General features: G+C 63.5%; 20 protein-coding genes and 1 riboswitch. Of the genes, 10 read left to right on the top strand and 10 right to left on the bottom strand.

The genetic code is table 11. The features are described from left to right. Nucleotides 1-57: 57 nt before the first annotated feature. The 3 genes from BB28_RS02535 to BB28_RS02545 are packed head-to-tail and all read right to left on the bottom strand — an operon-like array spanning nucleotide 58 to nucleotide 2,884. On the bottom strand, nucleotides 58-1,050 hold the full coding sequence (locus BB28_RS02535; protein WP_046252402.1) for an ABC transporter substrate-binding protein: 993 nt from the start codon (nucleotides 1,048-1,050) through the stop codon (nucleotides 58-60). Next, entirely contained in the window at nucleotides 1,047-1,832 is a 786-nt protein-coding gene (locus tag BB28_RS02540; protein ID WP_046252403.1) for an ABC transporter ATP-binding protein, read from the bottom strand. Before BB28_RS02540 ends, BB28_RS02535 begins: the two co-directional genes overlap by 4 nt. Further along, on the bottom strand, nucleotides 1,832-2,884 hold the full coding sequence (locus BB28_RS02545) for a FecCD family ABC transporter permease (protein WP_046252404.1): 1,053 nt from the start codon (nucleotides 2,882-2,884) through the stop codon (nucleotides 1,832-1,834). The genes BB28_RS02540 and BB28_RS02545 overlap by 1 nt, the downstream gene beginning before the upstream one ends. A 105-nt stretch (nucleotides 2,885-2,989) precedes the next feature. Further along, a riboswitch (cobalamin riboswitch) is annotated at nucleotides 2,990-3,218 on the bottom strand. A gap of 172 nt (nucleotides 3,219-3,390) precedes the next feature. On the opposite strand from BB28_RS02545, the gene BB28_RS02550 reads away from it, so the two are divergent. Beyond that, nucleotides 3,391-3,597, top strand: a complete 207-nt coding sequence (locus BB28_RS02550) for a CbtB domain-containing protein (RefSeq protein WP_030095805.1) — start codon at nucleotides 3,391-3,393, stop codon at nucleotides 3,595-3,597. A 15-nt stretch (nucleotides 3,598-3,612) separates the two neighbouring features. After that, nucleotides 3,613-4,407 carry a CbtA family protein gene (locus BB28_RS02555; RefSeq protein WP_046252405.1) on the top strand — a complete coding sequence of 265 codons (795 nt, stop codon included), beginning with the start codon at nucleotides 3,613-3,615 and terminating at the stop codon, nucleotides 4,405-4,407. A gap of 7 nt (nucleotides 4,408-4,414) precedes the next feature. Here the strand turns inward: BB28_RS02555 and BB28_RS02560 are convergent, their stop codons facing one another. Further along, nucleotides 4,415-5,728: a serine hydrolase gene (locus BB28_RS02560; protein ID WP_046255465.1), complete on the bottom strand. Its 1,314-nt coding sequence runs from the start codon at nucleotides 5,726-5,728 to the stop codon at nucleotides 4,415-4,417. 23 nt (nucleotides 5,729-5,751) lie between these two features. Continuing rightward, the gene (mhuD, locus tag BB28_RS02565) at nucleotides 5,752-6,069 is read right to left on the bottom strand and encodes a mycobilin-forming heme oxygenase MhuD (protein WP_046252406.1); all 318 of its coding nucleotides are present in this window, start codon (nucleotides 6,067-6,069) and stop codon (nucleotides 5,752-5,754) included. A gap of 136 nt (nucleotides 6,070-6,205) precedes the next feature. Between mhuD and BB28_RS02570 the strand changes: the two genes are divergently transcribed. Then, on the top strand, nucleotides 6,206-6,907 hold the full coding sequence (locus BB28_RS02570) for an alpha/beta fold hydrolase (RefSeq protein WP_109550520.1): 702 nt from the start codon (nucleotides 6,206-6,208) through the stop codon (nucleotides 6,905-6,907). Between the two features lie 4 nt (nucleotides 6,908-6,911). Here the strand turns inward: BB28_RS02570 and BB28_RS02575 are convergent, their stop codons facing one another. Further along, nucleotides 6,912-7,115: a hypothetical protein gene (locus BB28_RS02575; RefSeq protein ID WP_046252407.1), complete on the bottom strand. Its 204-nt coding sequence runs from the start codon at nucleotides 7,113-7,115 to the stop codon at nucleotides 6,912-6,914. Between the two features lie 71 nt (nucleotides 7,116-7,186). Here BB28_RS02575 and BB28_RS02580 point away from each other — a divergent pair, with 71 nt between their 5' ends. Next, a complete protein-coding gene (locus BB28_RS02580) occupies nucleotides 7,187-8,143 on the top strand; it encodes a helix-turn-helix domain-containing protein (protein WP_046252408.1) in 957 nt (318 codons plus the stop codon). Here the strand turns inward: BB28_RS02580 and BB28_RS02585 are convergent. After that, nucleotides 8,140-8,982 carry an HhH-GPD family protein gene (locus BB28_RS02585; RefSeq protein ID WP_109550424.1) on the bottom strand — a complete coding sequence of 281 codons (843 nt, stop codon included), beginning with the start codon at nucleotides 8,980-8,982 and terminating at the stop codon, nucleotides 8,140-8,142. The two genes, BB28_RS02580 and BB28_RS02585, sit on opposite strands and share 4 nt — an antisense overlap. 26 nt (nucleotides 8,983-9,008) lie before the next feature. On the opposite strand from BB28_RS02585, the gene BB28_RS02590 reads away from it, so the two are divergent. From BB28_RS02590 to BB28_RS02600, 3 genes are all read left to right on the top strand, one after another. Continuing rightward, nucleotides 9,009-9,623: a carbonic anhydrase gene (locus BB28_RS02590; protein WP_064393359.1), complete on the top strand. Its 615-nt coding sequence runs from the start codon at nucleotides 9,009-9,011 to the stop codon at nucleotides 9,621-9,623. Nucleotides 9,624-9,774: 151 nt separating this feature from the next. Beyond that, nucleotides 9,775-11,307 (top strand): LCP family protein, encoded by a 1,533-nt coding sequence (locus BB28_RS02595; protein ID WP_046252410.1) that lies wholly within the window; start codon nucleotides 9,775-9,777, stop codon nucleotides 11,305-11,307. A 126-nt stretch (nucleotides 11,308-11,433) separates the two neighbouring features. Continuing rightward, complete coding sequence (locus BB28_RS02600; RefSeq protein WP_046255468.1) at nucleotides 11,434-12,177, top strand: hypothetical protein; 744 nt, start codon at nucleotides 11,434-11,436, stop codon at nucleotides 12,175-12,177. Here BB28_RS02600 and disA read toward each other — a convergent pair. Further along, nucleotides 12,174-13,259, bottom strand: coding sequence for a DNA integrity scanning diadenylate cyclase DisA (disA, locus tag BB28_RS02605; RefSeq protein ID WP_046252411.1), 1,086 nt, complete (start codon nucleotides 13,257-13,259; stop codon nucleotides 12,174-12,176). The two genes, BB28_RS02600 and disA, sit on opposite strands and share 4 nt — an antisense overlap. A 50-nt stretch (nucleotides 13,260-13,309) precedes the next feature. Here disA and BB28_RS02610 point away from each other — a divergent pair, with 50 nt between their 5' ends. Next, complete coding sequence (locus tag BB28_RS02610; RefSeq protein ID WP_109550519.1) at nucleotides 13,310-13,825, top strand: PaaI family thioesterase; 516 nt, start codon at nucleotides 13,310-13,312, stop codon at nucleotides 13,823-13,825. On the opposite strand, the gene radA is transcribed toward BB28_RS02610, so the two are convergent. Further along, nucleotides 13,815-15,236 carry a DNA repair protein RadA gene (radA, locus tag BB28_RS02615; RefSeq protein ID WP_046252412.1) on the bottom strand — a complete coding sequence of 474 codons (1,422 nt, stop codon included), beginning with the start codon at nucleotides 15,234-15,236 and terminating at the stop codon, nucleotides 13,815-13,817. The two genes, BB28_RS02610 and radA, sit on opposite strands and share 11 nt — an antisense overlap. A 304-nt stretch (nucleotides 15,237-15,540) precedes the next feature. On the opposite strand from radA, the gene BB28_RS02620 reads away from it, so the two are divergent. Beyond that, entirely contained in the window at nucleotides 15,541-16,656 is a 1,116-nt protein-coding gene (locus BB28_RS02620; RefSeq protein WP_046255470.1) for a ferredoxin reductase, read from the top strand. A 171-nt stretch (nucleotides 16,657-16,827) separates the two neighbouring features. After that, nucleotides 16,828-17,922: a fatty acid desaturase family protein gene (locus BB28_RS02625; protein WP_046255471.1), complete on the top strand. Its 1,095-nt coding sequence runs from the start codon at nucleotides 16,828-16,830 to the stop codon at nucleotides 17,920-17,922. An 89-nt stretch (nucleotides 17,923-18,011) separates the two neighbouring features. On the opposite strand, the gene BB28_RS02630 is transcribed toward BB28_RS02625, so the two are convergent. After that, nucleotides 18,012-18,377 carry an MmpS family transport accessory protein gene (locus BB28_RS02630; RefSeq protein WP_046252413.1) on the bottom strand — a complete coding sequence of 122 codons (366 nt, stop codon included), beginning with the start codon at nucleotides 18,375-18,377 and terminating at the stop codon, nucleotides 18,012-18,014. Nucleotides 18,378-18,451: the final 74 nt, after the last annotated feature.

Consider the following 18,451-nt stretch of genomic DNA (forward strand, 5'->3'; position numbering starts at 1 on the left):
CGCCCGGTTGTCGCGTTACGCGGCGGCCGGGCGTTCGGCGTTTCTGGCTAAGTCTCCTCAAAAACCCTTGTCGCGCAGATAGTTCGCAAGGGTGACGATGGCGTCCGGGTTACGCGGTCCCTCGACCAGCGCGGCGTATGGCAGCACGAGGAAGTTCCCGTCGCGGACCGCTTGGGTGTGCTTCATGAGGGGCTGCGCCTTGAGCAGGTTGATTTTTGCGTTCGCGGTGTTGTTGGGGCCCACCCCGTAATCGCAGATGATGATCACCTGCGGATCGTGCTGGGCGGCAGTCTCCCAGGCGGAGGTGGTCCAGCTGTCATCGAGATCTGCGAAGACGTTGCGTCCACCGGCCTTCTCGATGATCTGTTGTGGCGCGGCATTCTTGCCGGAGGTGAAGGGTTCGGCCTCACCGCTGTCATACAGAAAGACGCGTGCGGGTGGCCGGCCGTGCGGAACACGTGACTGCACGTCATCGATGGTCTTGCGGTAGTTGGCGATCAGTGATGCCGCGCGGTCCTGTACCCCAAAGATGACCCCCAGATTGGTCAGGTCTTCATAGAGGGCATCGAGGGGTGGCTTGATACCGCGCCGCACGGTTCCGGGCTGACGGCATGCCTCGGTCAACTGATAGGGGACCGACCCGATGGAGCGCACCCAATCGGGGGTGAGCCCGGAGGTTTCGTTGAATCCGTAGCTCCACCCGGCGAACACCAGGTCGGGGCGCGCGGCTTGCACGGCTTCACGGGTGAATCCCTGGCCTAGATTGGTGGTGGACTCGAACTGCGCCTTCCATGGCGAGCTTTCGACGTCCCGGTCCTGTCCGGCGTCGATGAAGTAGCCGGCCATCCGGTCCTGCAGGCCGAGCGCGAACAAGAGTTCGGTGACCCCGGTGTCATTACTGATCGCCCGGGTAATCGGCACCGAAACATCCAGTGGTGCACCGCAATTTTCGACAGCCACCCGTGCCGTTCCGGGGCTTTGGGCCTCGATGGTCGCGCAGCTGGCCGATAGTAGCGACATCGCGACCGCCAAACCGGTGAGTGCCTTCATTCCTTGTCCTGCCTCTCTGGCTGAGCATCGAAGATGATCTGTGGGACGCCGCTTCGTGGATGGGCGATGACGTGGCAACCGATGCCGAACCAGCGGCCGATGGACTCGGTGGTAATGACCTGGTCGGGTGATCCCGACAGCACCACTTGTCCCTTGGCCATGATGTGGATCGTGTCGCAGTACTGTGCCGCGAGATTGAGATCGTGTAGTGCGGCGATGACGGTAATCCCCAGTGTCCGAGCCGAACTGAGTATCGAGTATTGATGGCGCACGTCCAGATGATTCGTTGGCTCGTCCAGCACCAGGACGCGTGGCTGTTGCGCGAGAGCGCGGGCTATGAGAACTCGCTGACGTTCCCCGCCCGAGAGGGAACTGAACTTGCGGTGGGCGAGTGCCGTCACGTCCGCCGTCTCTGTGGCCTCCGCGCAGATGCGTCGGTCCAGTTCGGAGGTGCCGCGCAAGGAGGTGCCGTGCGGTAACCGACCGGTGGCGATGACTTCGGCGGACGTGAAATCGAAGTCCAAGGACATGTCCTGGGTGAGTGCCGCCACCTGACGAGCGTTCTCCCGCATGCTGATTGCCCGCACCGACACGCCACTGACCGTGACGTCACCGGTGGCCGGAGCAAGGGCGCGATAGAGGCAGCGCAGGGTCGTCGACTTACCACTGCCGTTGGGGCCGACAATGCCGACGAACCCACCGGCCCCGACCTCGAGGTCAATGTCGGAAACGATCCGAGTACCCCCGATATCGACCGACACATTCCGGTAGGTGACGTCCATCAGCCCACCGCTCCTGCAGACATCGCGCGGCGACGCATCAACCCGACGAAGACGGGCACCCCGACCGCGGCCGTGATAGCGCCCAGTGGCAGCTCCTGCGGCGGAATCGCGGTCCGTGCAATGAGGTCGGCGGCCACAAGGAAGCACGCGCCCAGCACCGGAGCCACGATCAAGACCCGGCGATGGTCAGCCCCGACCAGCAGCCGTGCTGCGTGTGGAATGACCAGCCCTACGAATCCGATTGCTCCGCAGATGGATACAAAACATCCCGTCATGGCGGCGGACAGCACGAACAGCGAAACCCTGAAGCGGCCGGCGTGCAAACCCAGCGACGCACTCACCTCGTCACCCATCGCGAGGGCGTTGAGCTGACGCGCGAGCCCTGCAACGCACAGGAAGCCGATCACGGTCGCCGCGAGCGCTACCGGCACCTTGTCCCATGACGACGCCCCCAAGCTGCCGAGCAGCCAGAACATCACACTGCGCGCCGCTTCGCCGTTCGGCGCCAAGAACACCAGCACGGTCGTCACCGCGGACAGGCCGTACCCCACCGCAGTGCCCACCAGCACCAGCCGTAGAGGTATCAGACCTTGTGGGGTACGGGCGATCTGGTAGACAAGCGCGGTTGCTGCAAGCGCCCCCAATGAGGCCGAAAGGGAGAGCGCGTACACGCCGAGTGTGCCGAGTACCCCGTAGACCACCACCGCGGTGGCCCCCACCGAGGCGCCCGAGGAGATGCCCAGAACGTATGGATCGGCCAGCGCGTTGCGGACCATGGCCTGCACGAGCACACCCACCACGGCCAGCCCCGCACCGACGAGGATCGCGAGAATCACCCGCGGCAGCCGGGACTCGACAACGATTCGGTAGTTCGCGGCGTCGGTGGCCGGCACGGAGCCACCGGTCGCACCCGCCCAGAGGAAATGCAGACAGTCGCGCCATGGCACATCGGCGGTGCCGAAGGCGAGTGCCGTCACCGACAGCAGCAGGAGTGCTGCCAGACCGCCGACCGCTGCCAGGAACACCGGCCGTCCGTGCTGTGCTGCGAGCATCGATCTTCCTGTGTCGTCGGGTCGCCGACACTTCGGGCATGACGGATACGCCACGTAGGCATTACCCACCAGGCGGGCCCTCGGCACTGGCGAATGACCACACCAGGAGGTGCGGCCGCGTTGGCAGGTCTTCGGACTCGTGGACTCGAGGCTCATGGACGAGCCTCACCTACCGGCGGCCGCTTCCCGGGGGCTTAACCCAGTGCTTCTCGTGCCGCTGTCGTTTCCACATACCGCTGCGGGGCAGTTCCGGATTCACACCGGATTCCCTCTTGCGATCTCCAGGAGCGCTTCGTGTGATGCTCGTGGAGAAACCAATGCGAGGCCAAAACTATCACCCGAACGCGCAGACCAGCTGCGTCGACTAAGCTCAGTTCGTCCTTCGACAGGACGGGAACCTGGTGTGATCCCAGGACGGTCGCGCCACTGTAAAAGTCAGACCCCGACCTGTCGATTCCAGAAGACGACGATCGGACCCGGGACGCGGTATCCCGAAAAGGAGCAACATGGCACACACAACGTCCGCCAGCCATCCGGTTGCGGTGTCGATTCCTCAGGCTGCGCTGTGGTTGAGCGTGACCACCCTCTTTGGGCTGCTCGCCTATTACTTCATCGGCATCGACCAGGGTGCGGTGTCGATCTTCGGTAGCGATATGCACGTTCACGAGTTCGTGCATGACGCCCGCCATCTGCTCGGTTTCCCCTGCCACTAGCAGCGGGCCGAATACATGGAAAAGTCAATAATTCTGCGCGGCTTAGGCTTCGGCGCACTGGGCGGGTTGCTGTCTTTCATCTTCGGATGGATCTTCGTCGAGCCCGTCATCAACAGGGCCATCTCCTACGAGGAGGGCCGGGGCGAGGCGCAAGCCGCGCTTGACGAGGCGGCCGGTGTCCACGCCCATCACGAGGGCGCGGAACTGTTCAGCCGTTTCGCGCAGGCGAATGCGGGCTTGGCACTCGGTGTCATCGGATTCGGAATCGCGATGGGCGCACTCTTCGCGGTGGCCTACGTGGTGGCAATCGGACGGGTTGGCAATCTCAGTCCGCGTGCGCAGGCTCTGGCGGTCGCCGGTGGTCTGTTCCTGGTGCTGTATGTGGTGCCGTTCCTGAAGTTCCCGGCCAATCCGCCGGCGGCAAGCGCCGAGGGCACCATCAAGGAGCGCACCGGGTACTTCGTGCTGATGATCCTGGTCGCAGCGATCGCACTTGCGGTGGCGCTATGGGTGGGCCGAAAGCTGTCCCAGCGTGTGGACACCTGGACGGCCACGCTCGCCGCCGCCGCGGTATTCGTCGTGCTGGTTGGGCTCGTCATCGCGGTCACGCCCGGATTTGTCGAGGCGCCGCAACCGCTGCTCGATGCGGACGGGAAGATCGTGTATCCGGGGTTCCCGGCGCATGACCTGTACCTGTTCCGGCTGTACTCGTTCACGACGCAGGCCATCATGTGGGCGACGATCGGTATCGGATTCGCCACGGTGATCGGGCGCAAGCCCGTCAACGCCGAGGACGCCGTCACCGGCTAGCTAGCGCTCATCCCAGCTTCTTGAAGACGCCCTTGGCCAGGCCGATCACCCACCCGGCCGCACCAGGGCCGAATGCGCGGTCCCAATTCAGTTGGAAGCTGACTACATACGGCTGATGGTGGCGATCCTCGGCGTACCAGCTGAACGTCAGGTCACCGGGCAGATTGCCACCCTTAGCAGCGATGTAGCGCCAGTTCTCGCTGTGTAGATCGATACCGGGCTCCGCCGACAGGATGTCGCGGACCGGGGCGGCAGCGCCCACGGCGACCTTCTGCAGTGCCGCGTGCACACGGCAGATGTCCTCGGCGTTGCCGTACCACTCGATGCCGAATTTCGATGCGGGCGTGGTGGTCCGGTCCGGATCCAGCTTGTAGTCGTGGGTGTCCGCCTCGGCGAGCATCTGACCCCGTTGTGCGGGTGTGGTGGCGTCCTTCCATTGCTGACGCACATCCGGTATGCCCCAGCCGATGTTGAACAGCTCGTGCATGGTGGGGAAGGGGGTCATCGACGCCGGGTCATGGTGCCCACCGTCGGCGAGGGCCTTTTCGATCGCCTGGCGGCCCAGGCGATTGATCAGCATGTCGGTGCCCATGTTGTCGCTCACCGAGATCATCTTCTGAGCGGCGGTGCGCACCGAGACTGTTGAGCCCGTCGGCAGCTTGTCCATCGAGCTTCCGAGCGCCTTGCCGCGATCGGTGACGGTGAGTTGGTCATCCCATGTGAGGGAGCCGGCGTTGATCGCGGTACCGGTGGCCAACAGTACGTAGAGCTTGAAAACTGAAGCCAGCGGCATGGATTCGGAGGTGTTGGTTCCGGCGACCTGCTCGCACTGTCCGTTGACGATCTTGGAGGCCCGGTAGGAGTACCGGCCCCCTGATGCCGACAGCGCGGTGTCGATGTCGGACCAGTCGGCGATGGTCGGGGGCTGCTGGTACGGGACCAGCCTGTCGACATCTCCCTTGTCATTGGTGCGCAGTCCGATGTCCACATTGGCGCCGTATGGAGCGATCAGGTGGACGGTGGAGCTGTTCGCGGCGAGATCCACCGAGCTCACCTTGTACGGCCGGTCCACCCACAGCTTGGTCATGATCTCGGTGTAGTCGTCGACCTTGTTGGCGGCGGCCAATGTCGCCACGCCTTGCTTGCCGATCGGCCAGTTCGAATTCAGCATGTCGATGAGCTGTTGCGAGCGCAGGCCCGGAGGCGTGCTTGTATCGACATCACCGTGCGGCACCTGCCGCAGTTTGATGCCACACCCCGCTGTGCTGCCCACGGACAAAGCCATCGCGGCCACTGTGCACACTGAAACGGCGCGCGTCATGCGCGCGCGCAGCAAACCCCCGTTCACGCCTTGGCGGCGGCCCCGGTCACGTCGAGCACAACCTCGAACTCCAACAGGTGGGCGCCCTTCGCCACGGGCTTGGCCTGCTGGCCGGCATGTGCTTCGACCGCCGGACCGGTGGCCCAGGCCTGGAAGGCCTCCTCGGATTCCCACTGGGTGACCACGAAGTAGCGGTCTTCGCCCTTCACGGGGCGCAGCAGCTGAAAGCCCAGGAATCCTGGTTGGTTCTCCACTGCTCCGGCGCGGTGAGCGAACCGCTTCTCCAGCTCCGGACCTGCACCCTCGGGGATCTCGATTGCGTTGATCTTCACCACGGACATGGGTTCAGGCTACCCGGCAGCGGGGCTTATGTTGACAGGGCGATGATGAGAGACATGGACCACGACCGCCTGTTCGACCAAGGCGGTCTGTCTGGACCTGCGGGGGGGGCCGTCGATCGTGCTCGTGCACGGTCTGATGGGGCGCGGGAGCACCTGGTCGCGGCAGTTGCCCTGGCTGCGTGAGCTGGGTCGGGTGTACACCTATGACGCACCGTGGCATCGAGGACGAGACGTCATTGATGCCCAACCGATTTCGACTGAGCGTTATGTCGAGGCGCTTGCGAAGGCGGTGCGCGAGCTTGACGGTCCGGCTCTGCTCGTTGGGCACTCCATGGGCGGTTTGCATTCGTGGTGCCTGGCCGCCGAGCATCCGGAGCTGGTGTCGGGACTGGTCGTAGAGGACATGGCTCCTGATTTCGTCGGGGGTACTACGGGGCCCTGGGAACCCTGGTTGCATTCGTGGCCGGAGGTCTTCACTTCGGCCGCAGAGGTCACCGAAAGGTTCGGACCCGTTGCGGGACAATATTTCCTGGAGGCGTTTGACCGGGTGCCCGGCGGCTGGCGTCTGCACGGACCCATCGACAAATGGATAGCTACGGCTGCCGAATGGGGACTGCGTGACTTCTGGGATCAGTGGCGGCAGGTGCGTTGCCCGGCGCTACTGATGGAGGCGTCGGTGACCGTGGCACCGCCCGGGCAGATGACCAAGATGGCCGAAATGGGTTGGAAATCAACCTATGTGAAGGTTGAGGGGGCCGGACATCTGATTCATGACGACGCGCCCGAGCGCTATCGGGCTGCGGTCACGGACTTCATCACCACAGTCGCGGCCGGGTAACCGGCTAGCGCCGGGAGTGGATCACTTCCATCTCGTGTAGCTGTCGTTGCAGGTCACGATCGTCGGCGAAGGTTCCGCCCAGTGGCGCGGCGACCCGGAACTGATCGAGGTGAATTCGGAAGGTCTTGTTTCGGCGGGCGATCCAGCTCAGTGCGACCGCCAGGGCGAATGGGGATAGCAGGACGAGAATGGCGGCGAAGATGGTCATGGCAATAATTGTGTTCTGATAAATATCGCGCCAACAGTGGCGGAATTGACGACCTTCGATAATATTCAGCCATGTTGCGTTCGGTGGCGGCGTTAGTCCTCGATCGCGTCGCTGTGTTCGAGTTCGGAGTCATCTGCGAGGTCTTCGGCATCGACCGCGCCCGAGACGGTGTTCCCAACTTCGATTTCAGGGTCTGCGGAGTGGAAGCGGGAGTGCCCGTGCGGACGACGGTGGGAGCGTCGATCATCCCCGATCGTGGGCTCGACGCACTGGTGGACGCCGATCTGGTGGCCCTGCCTGCGCGGCCCTTTACCGAGGGATACCCGCCCGAAGCGCTGGAGGCAGTACGTGCCGCGGCAGACCGCGGCGCCACAGTGCTCACCGTCTGCTCAGGTGTCTTCATCGCGGGTGCGGCAGGGCTCTTGGATGGTCGCCGGTGCACCACGCACTGGATGTACACCGATGAGCTGGCCCGCAGACATCCAACGGCGACGGTGGACCGCGATGTGTTGTTCGTCGACGACGGCGATCTGATCACCAGCGCGGGGACCGCCGCGGGCATCGATGCCTGCCTGCATCTGGTCCGCCGCGAGCTGGGTAGCGAGATCACCAACAAGATCGCGCGACGCATGGTGGTGCCGCCGCAGCGCGCGGGTGGTCAGCGTCAGTTCATTCCGCAGCCAGTGCCCGATGTGGATACCAACGGCTTTGGCGGACTGTTCGATTGGCTCATCGAAAACATCGACCAGACGCATACGGTCGCCGATCTTGCCGCGCGCGTGCATATGTCGACCCGCACGTTCGCCCGAAAGTTCACCGATCAGACCGGGGTCACGCCGTTGCGCTGGATCATCGACCAGCGGGTACTCCTGGCCCGGCGTCTGTTGGAGGAGACCGATCTAGATATCGATGCGGTCGCGGCACGCAGCGGTTTCGGTACGGCGATCCTGTTGCGCCATCACTTCCGCCGCGGTGTCGGGATCACGCCCACCGATTACCGCAAGACCTTCACGGTGGCGGTCGGTTAGCCGCCCTCGCCGGCCAGAGCGAAGCGACCGTCCGAGGTCTGCTCGACCAATCCGTCGACCAGCAATGAGTCCAGGGCGCGGTCGCGCTGGGCTATGTCAGACAGCCACACCGCGTCGAGCTGTGCTCGCGTCACGGGAATGCTGCTGCCGCGTAGTACATCCAGCAATCGGCCCCGTACCTGGCGATCTGTACCGGCGTATTTCTGCACCGGCCGTGCGGGTGTATCCAATTCGGGTCGGCCCGCCTCGTGCCACGTGCAGGAACTGAGCGGACACAGCGGGCACTGGGGCGCACGGGCGGTGCACACCAGGGCGCCCAGCTCCATGAGTGCCGCCGAGAACCGTGCCCCGTTGTCGACGGGCAGCAATGCCTCGGCGTCCCGCAGATCCCGCGCCGATGGTGCGGAGTCGGCGACGCCATGGACCACCCGTGTGATCACTCGGCGAACATTGGTGTCCACCACGGGAACTCGCTGTCCGTAGCCGAAACAGGCAATGGCCCGCGCGGTGTACGCCCCGACTCCGGGCAGCGTCAGCAATGTCTCCACGTCGTCGGGAACCTGGTCGCCATAGTCACGAGCCAACACGGTGGCGCATTCGTGTAAGCGCATGGCGCGGCGCGGGTATCCCAGCTTTCCCCAGGCGCGTAGTACTTCTGCCACAGAGGTTTTCGCCATCGCGGACGGAACTGGCCAGCGTGCCACCCATTCCCGCCACACCGGTTCGACCCGGGACACCGGGGTCTGCTGGAGCATCACCTCGCTGATGAGGATGTGCCACGGCGTCGCCTCCGGATGGCGCCAGGGAAGGTCTCGTTCGGCGACATCAAACCAGCTCAAAAGTTCGTCAGGGCACAATGACGGGTATGACAGCTGATCCGAAGTCCGCCTGGAAGGCACTCAAAGAGGGTAACCAGCGTTTTGTCGGCGGTTTTCCACAGCACCCGAGCCAGAGCATTACGCGTCGGGCCGAGCTGGCCAATGGTCAGAACCCCAATGTGCTGTTGTTCGGATGTTCGGATAGTCGGGTGGCCGCGGAGATCATTTTCGATCAGGGCCTGGGTGACATGTTCATCGTGCGGACCGCGGGTCAGGTGATCGACTCGGCGGTGTTGGGTTCGATCGAGTATGCGGTGGCGGTGCTGGGTGTGCCGTTGATCGCGATCCTGGGACATGACTCCTGCGGCGCGGTAGGGGCCACGGTGGCCGCCCTGGACACCGGTGAGGTGCCCGGTGGGTACATCCGGGACTTGGTGGTGCGGGTGATGCCCTCGATCCTCAGTGGCCGCAAGGACGGACTATCACGCATCGATGAGTTCGAGGCCCGCCACGTCGAAGAGACGGGCATCAAGTTGTTACAGCGCTCGCAGGTGGTCGCCGATGCCGTCAAGGCCAACAAGCTCGCCATCGTGTATCTGACCTACAAACTGGCCGACGGACGCATCGTTTTACACGGCCACGTCGGCGACATCGGCGAGTAAAGATCTCAAAACCCCAGGTAAACGTGCATTCGGTAAACGTCACATGGCATCTCGATGCCCGTGATGGGAGAATTAGACGGAATGCAGATTTCTCTGGGGGAGGGATGGGTAGTTCAGTGTGTACGTTGCTGCCACACGGGGGTGGCGACCGATGAGCCGCGACACTGGTCGCAGGCGGCCGAAGCACGCACTACCCAAATCAAATAACCGCTGGTCAATTAGTAAAACTGCGGCAGGCCGAGCAGTCTTCGCTCTGCTGGCCTGCGCCAGCCTGGTGGTAACCGGCGCCGGTTGGCAGGTGTTTTATAAGGCGTTCAGTCATGTCCCCACCTCAGGTGCGGAGGCCGAAGGCGGCAAGTCCAGCGACGGCTCGATGAACATGCTGCTCATCGGTCTGGACTCGCGGAAAGATCAGGACGGAAACGACCTGCCGAAGGCGGTCCTGAGCCAGCTGCACGCCGGTGATTCGGATGCCGGCGGTTACAACACCAACACCTTGATCCTCGTTCACGTCGGCGCGGACAACAAGGTCACCGCGTTCTCGATCCCCCGCGACGATTGGGTCCCGGCCGAGGGCATACCCGGATACAAGCACATCAAGATCAAAGAAGCCTATGGCCTGACCAAGGCCAATGAGGCGGACAAGCTCGTCAACGAGGGCATCACCGATCAGGCGACGCTGGAGCAGCAGAGTCGTGAGGCCGGCAGGCGCGCCACCCTCAATGCCGTCCACCGGCTTACCGGTCAGCCCATCGACTACTTCGCCGAGGTCAACCTGGTCGGCTTCTACGACTTAGCCTCCGAGCTGGGCGGAGTCACTGTCTGCCTGAACAATGCCGTCTACGACAGCTATTCGGGTGCGAACTTCCAGGCCGGAGAACAAACCCTCAACGCCTCACAGGCCCTGGCGTTCGTGCGTCAACGCCATGGCCTGGAGAACGGTGACCTAGACCGAACCCATCGCCAGCAGGCCTTCCTGATCTCGGTGATGCAGCAGTTGCGCAATGCCGGCATCCTCACCGACATCACCAAACTGAACGGTCTGATGAACGTCGTCCACAAGGACGTTGTGCTGTCAAAGGGCTGGACCGAGAAGCAATTCCAGCGCATAGGACAAATCGCGGACGGCAACGTGAACTTCCAGACGCTGCCGGTGGTGCGGTACGACACCATCAACGGTGCCGACGTGAACATCGTCGACCCGGTGGCGATCCGGGCCAAGGTGGCCGCCGCCTTCAAGGGGGAGGATGCGGGGCCCGCGTCCGCTCCCGCGACGCCCACGAGCACTGTCGATGTCGTGAACGCCACCTCGACGTCCGGTCTGGCATCAACGATTTCGTCGGCACTGGTGAGCCGCGGTTACACCAAGGGTGACGTACGGGATCCCGAAAGCGGCGAATCGACCAGTACCACCATCGATTACGGTACAGGCGCCGATGCCGATGCCAAGACGATGTCCACAATGTTGGGTATCGATGCGAAGCCCAGCGCTGATCCCGCATTGGCGCCCGGACGAATTCGGGTCATGCTCGGAGACGGATACTCTGCGCCATCCGATGTCTTGAGTGCCGAAGACAGCGGCACCGCGAGCTCGATGGCCGGCTCGTTGAGTTCGGAGGACTACGCACCACCGGACTCTGGCAAGCCTGTTGTCGGTAGCAGTGGCATTCCCTGCGTGAACTAGCGCTCGGTGTGCCAGAACGGCTCCGCCGAAGCACCCTCAATTAGCACTGTGAAGTCTGTGTAGCTCGCCGACACGCCGAGCGAGGTCGGCCATCCTATAGTGACCTGCGCTTACCGTTGAATCGTGATTGACATGCACCCCTCAGGCCCGCTGCCTTCGGAGATCTATTGGCGGCGCCGCGCCCTCGCGATCGGTGTGGCGGTGGTGGTTGTCGCCATCGTCGCCGCGGTGATCTTTGCGCTGGTCGGTGGCAGTGCAGGAGCCGACACCAAGGCCGCGGATCAGCCTGCTGAAGCGGCGGCGCCCGCCGGTAAGCCGGTCATCCTGCCGCCCAACGAGATCCAGAAGCCGACCGATAAGCCCGTGGATGCGCCGGTCCACGACGGACCGCCCATCGCCAAGCCCGAATTGGTGCCGCCGGTGGCGTTGAACGCCGGCGATGATTGCCCCGACGCGACGCTCGCGGTGAAGGCCTCCACCGATAAACCCAGCTATCTGGCCGGCGAGCAGCCCAAGTTCACCATGGTGGTCACCAATATCGGCCTGGTGCAGTGCAAACGAGACGTCGGTGCCGCTGTGCTAGCCGCTTCGGTGTTCAGTGTCGACAACAAGCGGATCTGGGCGAACCTGGATTGCGCCCCGTCGCAGGAGAACTCCATCAAGACCTTCAACCCCGGCGAACAGGTGACCACCGAGGTCACCTGGACCGGAATGGGTTCCGCGCCCAACTGCCCGCTGCCTCGCCCGGCCATCGGCCCGGGAACCTACTCGCTAGTGGTTCAGCTCGGAGATCTGCGCAGCGCGCCAGTGCCTTTCATCATCGGTGAGAAGCCTGCCGACGCACCGCCGCCGGCAGCACCACCGGCCTAACCGGTCTGTTCGGTAAGAGTCGATTCGGCCAGACGGGACAGTCCTTCACGGATGTGCCGGGCCCACATGGCCCCGATTCCCTCCACCGACTGCAGATCTGTCGCGCTGGCGGCCAGGAGCCCCTGTAGCGACCCGAAGGCCCTGACCAGCCTGTCGATATGTGCGAACTGCAGGCGGGGGATGTGCGTCATGGCCCGGTAACCGCGGGAACTCATCGCGGTGTCCTGGGCTTCGACGGTCGATGGGTACCCGAATGTGCGTGAGAGCACCGTCAGGTCCAACAGATCGGTATCCGAGAGCGCGTCCAGATCTTCCAGTGTCGACGCGATCTGCGCCTGTGTCGGTGGCTCGGGATTGGCGTGATAGTCCCGCACCAGTAGTTCGCGTTCGGTGTCGTTATCGCCGACGAGCTCGCCGATCTGCAGCTTGAGCTGTCGTCCATCAGTGCCGAGCTCGATGACATCGAGTTCGATGTCCTGGCTGATCCGGCGCACCAGTTCCAGCCGCTGCGCCACGGTCATGACGTCGCGCAGGGTCACGAAGTCCTCGATCTCTGCGGTGGACAACGACGAGGTCACCTCGTCCAGTCGTGTCTTGTAGCGCTCGAGGGTGGATACCGCCTGGTTGACCCGGGACATGACGGTCGCCGAATCCATCACCACGTGCCGGATGCCTGCGGTGTACACGCTCACGATGTTCATTGAATGGCTCACCGACACAACGGGGTAATCCGTCTGGATGGCTGTTCGCTCCGCAGAGCGGTGCCGGGTACCGGATTCTTCGGTCGGGATGGACGGGTCGGGGACCAGTTGCACATTGGCGCGAACGATGCGCGATCCGTCCGTGGACAGCACCACGGCACCGTCCATCTTGGACAGCTCGCGAAGTCGGGTTGGGGCGAAAGCGACATCGAGTGAGAAACCGCCGTCGCAGATGCTCTCGACCTTGTCGTCGTAGCCCAGGACAATCAGCGCCCCGGTGCGACCACGAAGAATGCGTTCCAGTCCATCGCGCAGGGGTGTGCCCGGCGCCAACCGGGCCAGGGTCTCCCGCATTCGTCCGTTGGCTTCCGCGTTGTCCATCGCGCCCCTCCCTCTCCAGGCTCGGTTCGCCGCAGTTAGATTACGTGGTCATGTCGACGTGGACGTTGCCCGAGGGGCTAGAGCCGGTTAGCCGCGGCCCGGAAGCCCCCTCTGCGGGAGCAGCACTGAACCCGGGCTGGCCCCGGCGGTTTAGTTACCCGGGGTCCGAGGAGGACCTGTGGGGCACGCGGTTCTTCGCCGCTGACGGCGCCGGTGTCACCGGCCAGTTCGAGGTTCTCCCCGAGCTCGAGGGTGGACCCGGCGTTATCCACGGCGGCGTGATGGCGGCGATCTTTGATGAGTTGCAGGGCGTGCTGGGCATCGTGACGCAGTTGATCGCTGTCACAGCGCATTTGGAGATCGACTACCGTAGGCCCATTCCGGTTGGGGCAACGGTAGACCTGGCCGCCGCGGTAGAGGGCAGGGCCGGACGCAAGTTGTACACGACGGCCAGTGCGCGAATCGACGGTGAGCTGGTGGCTAGTTCACAGGGGATCTTCGTGATCATCGACCCGGATGCGCACTACGGTGAAGGGGCCTCGCGGACGCTCGGCATCAGTCCGTAAATTGTTGCGCCAGACGTAGGCTCGGGCGCTTTTCTGGCTCGATCCGGCGTGCCTCGGAGAGCACTTCAAGGGCCCTGCCGACGGTGGGGCAGCGCAGCAGGTGCATACCGGCCGGATGCAGGTCGTCCCCCTCGGGCGGAATGACCGCATGGGTGTAGCCGAGCCGCGCGGCCTCGGCGATGCGCTTACCCACGGCGGCGGTGCGCCGGATATCGCCCGCCAGTCCCACCTCGCCGATGAACACCATGTTGGCCGGCAGTGCGATGTCGGTGTACGCCGAGGCCACCGCCATCAGGATGGCCAAATCCGACGACGGGTCGGTCATGCGCATGCCGCCCACCGTTGCCATGTAAATATCGTTATTGCCCAATGGAATTCGTCCATGGCGTTCCAGTACGGCGGTGACCATCGCCGAACGTGCATGATCGAGTCCGCTCACCGCGCGCCGCGGTGACGGGTTGGTGGAAGTGGTGACGAGAGACTGCACCTCGCCGAGCAGGGGGCGCTTACCGTCGAGGGTGACCGTCACCGCCGTTCCGGGAGCGGCCTTCTCGCGGTGTTCCAAGAACAAACCGGAAGGATCGGATACACACTCGATCCCTCTGTCGCGCAACTGAAAACATCCAACCTCGTCGGCGGCACCAAATCGGTTCTTGACTCCACGGACCATGCGCAACGCCGTGTGCTTGTCGCCCTCGAAGTGCAACACCACGTCGACCAGGTGTTCCAGGGACCGCGGCCCGGCGATCGCGCCGTCCTTGGTGACATGGCCGACCAGCACCATCGCCACGCCCGAAGACTTCGCCGCCATGGTCAACGCCGTGGTCACCGCACGCACCTGGGTGACACCACCGGTCACGCCGTCGGCATCGGTTGTGGACATGGTCTGCACCGAATCGATAATCGCCAGTGTGGGTTTGACCGCCTCGATATGCCCCAGCACGCTGTGTAGATCGGATTCGGAGGCCAGATACACCTCGTCGTGCGCACATCCGGTGCGTTCGGCCCGAAGCCGAACCTGGGCCGCCGACTCCTCGCCGCTGATGTAGAGCGCACGTCCGCCAGAGGCCGCCCACTGATGGACAACCTTCAGCAGCAGTGTCGATTTGCCGACGCCCGGCTCACCGGCGAGGAGATTCACCGAGCCCGGGATGACGCCGCCACCCAGCACTCTGTCGAGCTCGGAGACGCCCGTGGGCTGATGCTTGGTGGTGTCGGTGGGGATGCTGGTGATGGGCACCGCTGCGGAGGCCGGGGCGACCGCTCGCACCGCGCCGAGTCCGCCGATGGAGGACAGCACGGCGGTTTCACTCACGCTGCCCCAGGTGCCGCAATCGGGGCAGCGGCCCACCCATTTGGCGGTGGTGTGCTGGCATTCAGAACACCTGAACTGCGCGCGGGGTTTGGCCACACCGCGACGTTAGCCGTCGGGTGTGACAAATCCGGGGATGCGGGCCGGGGCGAGTGATTTCCCGGGTGCGCTTCCTGTTGCCACGGCGTATTCACACACAAATGTGCACTTGTTTCAAGGGGATTACATGACTTGATCGCGGCAAACCATTGTCCGGAAAGTGCACTGATTACCCTGATCTATAGGTGCTGTGAACTGCGGTAATAGCTCAGTGTTAGGAGCGCCACGGCCGCATAGGTTGTGGCTTAAGGCGCCCTGCCGTACTGTATTCAGTGTACAAACGTTAACCGAAATGGAGTCGAGCATGTCTCTCAATGTTCAGACCTTGACCTCTTCTCGGCTTGCGCGTCGGATACTGACCTCTTCGTTCGTCAAGGCCGCTACCACTCCGCATGGTGTGGACCGCTACTTCGAAATGATCGACCCGCTGTGGTCCACGACCGAGACCCGCGCAGAGGTGACTGACGTCGTCCGGAAGACCAAGGACAGCGTCACCTTGACCTTGCGACCCAATGCCAACTGGAAGGGCTTCCGGGCCGGACAGTTCGTCAAGCTCTCGGTTGAGATCGACGGCATCCGCCGCACCCGTTGCTACTCGCCGGCCAACTCGCAGTTCCGCCGTGACGGTCAGATCGAGCTCAGCATCAAAGTAGACCCGAACGGCCTTGTTTCGCCCTGGCTGCTGGCCAACGCCGAGCCCGGCTTGGTCGTACAGATCTCGGCCGCCCAGGGCGAATTCTGCCTGCCGCTGCCACATCCGCGAAGCATCCTGCTCATCAGCGGTGGTTCGGGAATCACACCGGTGATGTCGATGCTGCGCACACTCACCGATAAGGCGTACATCGGGAAGATCACCTTCCTGCACTACGCGTTCACCAAGGACGACGTGATCTACCAGGCTGAAATCGATGAGATCAAGGCCAAGTACGAAGGCGTCAGGATCGTCCGCGCGTATACCGAAGCATCGGACGGAGACCTCGAGGGATACTTCTGCAAGGAGCACCTGCTCGCCGCTGACCGCCACTACGCAGAAGCCGAGACATACCTGTGCGGCCCGATGCCGCTCATGGACGCGGTCCGGGAGATCTTCGATGCCGAGGGTCTCGCGCACAAGCTCCACCTCGAGCAGTTCGCCGCGCCGATTCGGACCGTCAGCACCGACGATGCCGAAGGTGATCTCACCTTCTCCGACTCGAACCTGGCTGTCGCCAACAACGGCCAGACGATCCTCGAACAGGCCGAGGCCGCGGGCCTGACTCCTGAGTACGGCTGCCGCATCGGCATCTGCTTCACGTGTGTTCGTAAGAAGGACAGCGGAACGACGCAGAACGTTCTCAACGGCGACCTCTGCAGCGACGGTGACACCAACGTCAAGCTCTGCATCAACAAACCCGTTGGGGATGTCGTCATCGCCCTCTGATCAATGCCGAGCCAGCCCGCACCAGAGCCCCCGAAGGAGACACGAATGACTACTTTCGCACCTGCTAACAAGCAGAAGAACCAGAAGAAGCCGACCACGTACGCACCCCCGGCCAGGCCTAACGACCTCAAGAAACTGCCTTCCGAGCAGATCGAAGAGTTCGGCAAGGAAATGGACGCCCTGCGTGCCCGCATCGTCGCCGACCTCGGCGAAAAGGATGCCAACTACATCCGCGACATCGTGAGCAAGCAGAAGAAGCTTGAAGTCGCCGGCCGCGCGCTGCTGTGGGCCGGCTGGTTCCCGCCGGCTTGGTTGGGAGGAGTCGTAGCGCTTTCCCTCTCCAAGATCATCGACAACATGGAGATCGGGCACAACGTCATGCATGGCCAGTACGACTGGATGCAGGACCCGGCTCTCACGTCGAAGAACTTCGACTGGGACAACACCATCCACGCCGACAGCTGGCTGTACACGCACAACTACGTGCACCACACCTTCACCAACATCGTCGGCAAAGACCACGACGCCGAGGGGTACGGCGTCATGCGCATGACCGAGGAGCAGCCGTGGCACCCGATCTGGCTGCTCAACCCCGTCTTCTGCGCCACCCTGCAGATCTTCTTCCAGTGGGGAACCGCGCTCCAGGAGCTCGAGTCGGAGAAGTTCTTCAAGGGTGAGAAGTCGTGGTCCGACATGAAGGAAGGGCTTGCCAGGTTCCGTGCGAAGGCCGGCAAGCAGGCGCTCAAGGACTACGTCATCTTCCCGCTGCTCTCGGGCCCGGGCGCGCCGTTTACCTTCCTCGGGAACATGGCGGCCAACCTGGTCCGCAACCTCTGGGCATCGTCGGTGATCTGGTGCGGTCACTTCCCCGAAGAGGTTCAGACGTTCTCGATCGAAGAGACCGAGGATGAGAGCCATGCCGCCTGGTACTACCGCCAGATCCTCGGCTCGGCCAACTTCACCGGTTGGAAGGGCATCGACATCCTGTCGGGCAACCTGAGCTATCAGATCGAGCACCACCTGTTCCCCGACCTCCCCGCATACCGCTATGCGGAGATTGCCGTGGAGGTCCGCGCGATATGCGAGAAATACGGCATCGCTTACCACGAGGCTTCGATGGCGAAGCAGCTGGGAAGTGTCTACAAGAAGGTGTTCAAGCTTTCGTTCCCGGACAACTTCTTCCAGAAGTCGCCGATTGCAACGGTTGCAGACATCATCGCCTTCCCTGTGCGGATGGTGAGGCGCCAGTTCCGGGCCGCTGCCTGAGCATTGCCACAAGCCGGCCTTCCAACGGCTGGCTTGTGGGGGCGGAGACGAAGTGCCAGTGCGGAATTGAACCCTTCGGTGGGATGTGCTTAGTCAGGCGGCAGTGGGACGATGCGGTCCTGGCAATTCACGGTCTTCTCGCCGTCGTTGGACAGCACCGTCTGCCCATCCACCAGAATCCGGCAATAGATGTGGCCCGAACCCCAGATCGCCGTCACCTGCTTGACAGTGTCCTGGTACGGCCAGGCCACTGTCACCGACCACGGCAGCTTGACGCCGCTGACGGACTGAGGCGTTCCGTTGTAGCCGCCGTAGCTGATGGTGCCGGCCTCGGGCGCCTTGCCGGCTGCCCACACCAGGTAGGTCACCTTGGGGGGCGCAGCCTGCGCGGTCCCGGGGAGGGCCAGGCCAACGACTGCGGTTGCCGCGGTTACCGCTGCCAGGGTTCGCTTCACGGTGTCCTCCCGGTTCAGGCTTTGGGCCGGAAGCTATCACGACGACCGCGGGCGATGGGCCGATTCGTCACACG

Origin of the sequence: Mycobacteroides chelonae CCUG 47445, assembly GCF_001632805.1 — a bacterium.
In the GTDB taxonomy this organism is placed as follows: Bacteria; Actinomycetota; Actinomycetes; order Mycobacteriales; family Mycobacteriaceae; genus Mycobacterium; species Mycobacterium chelonae.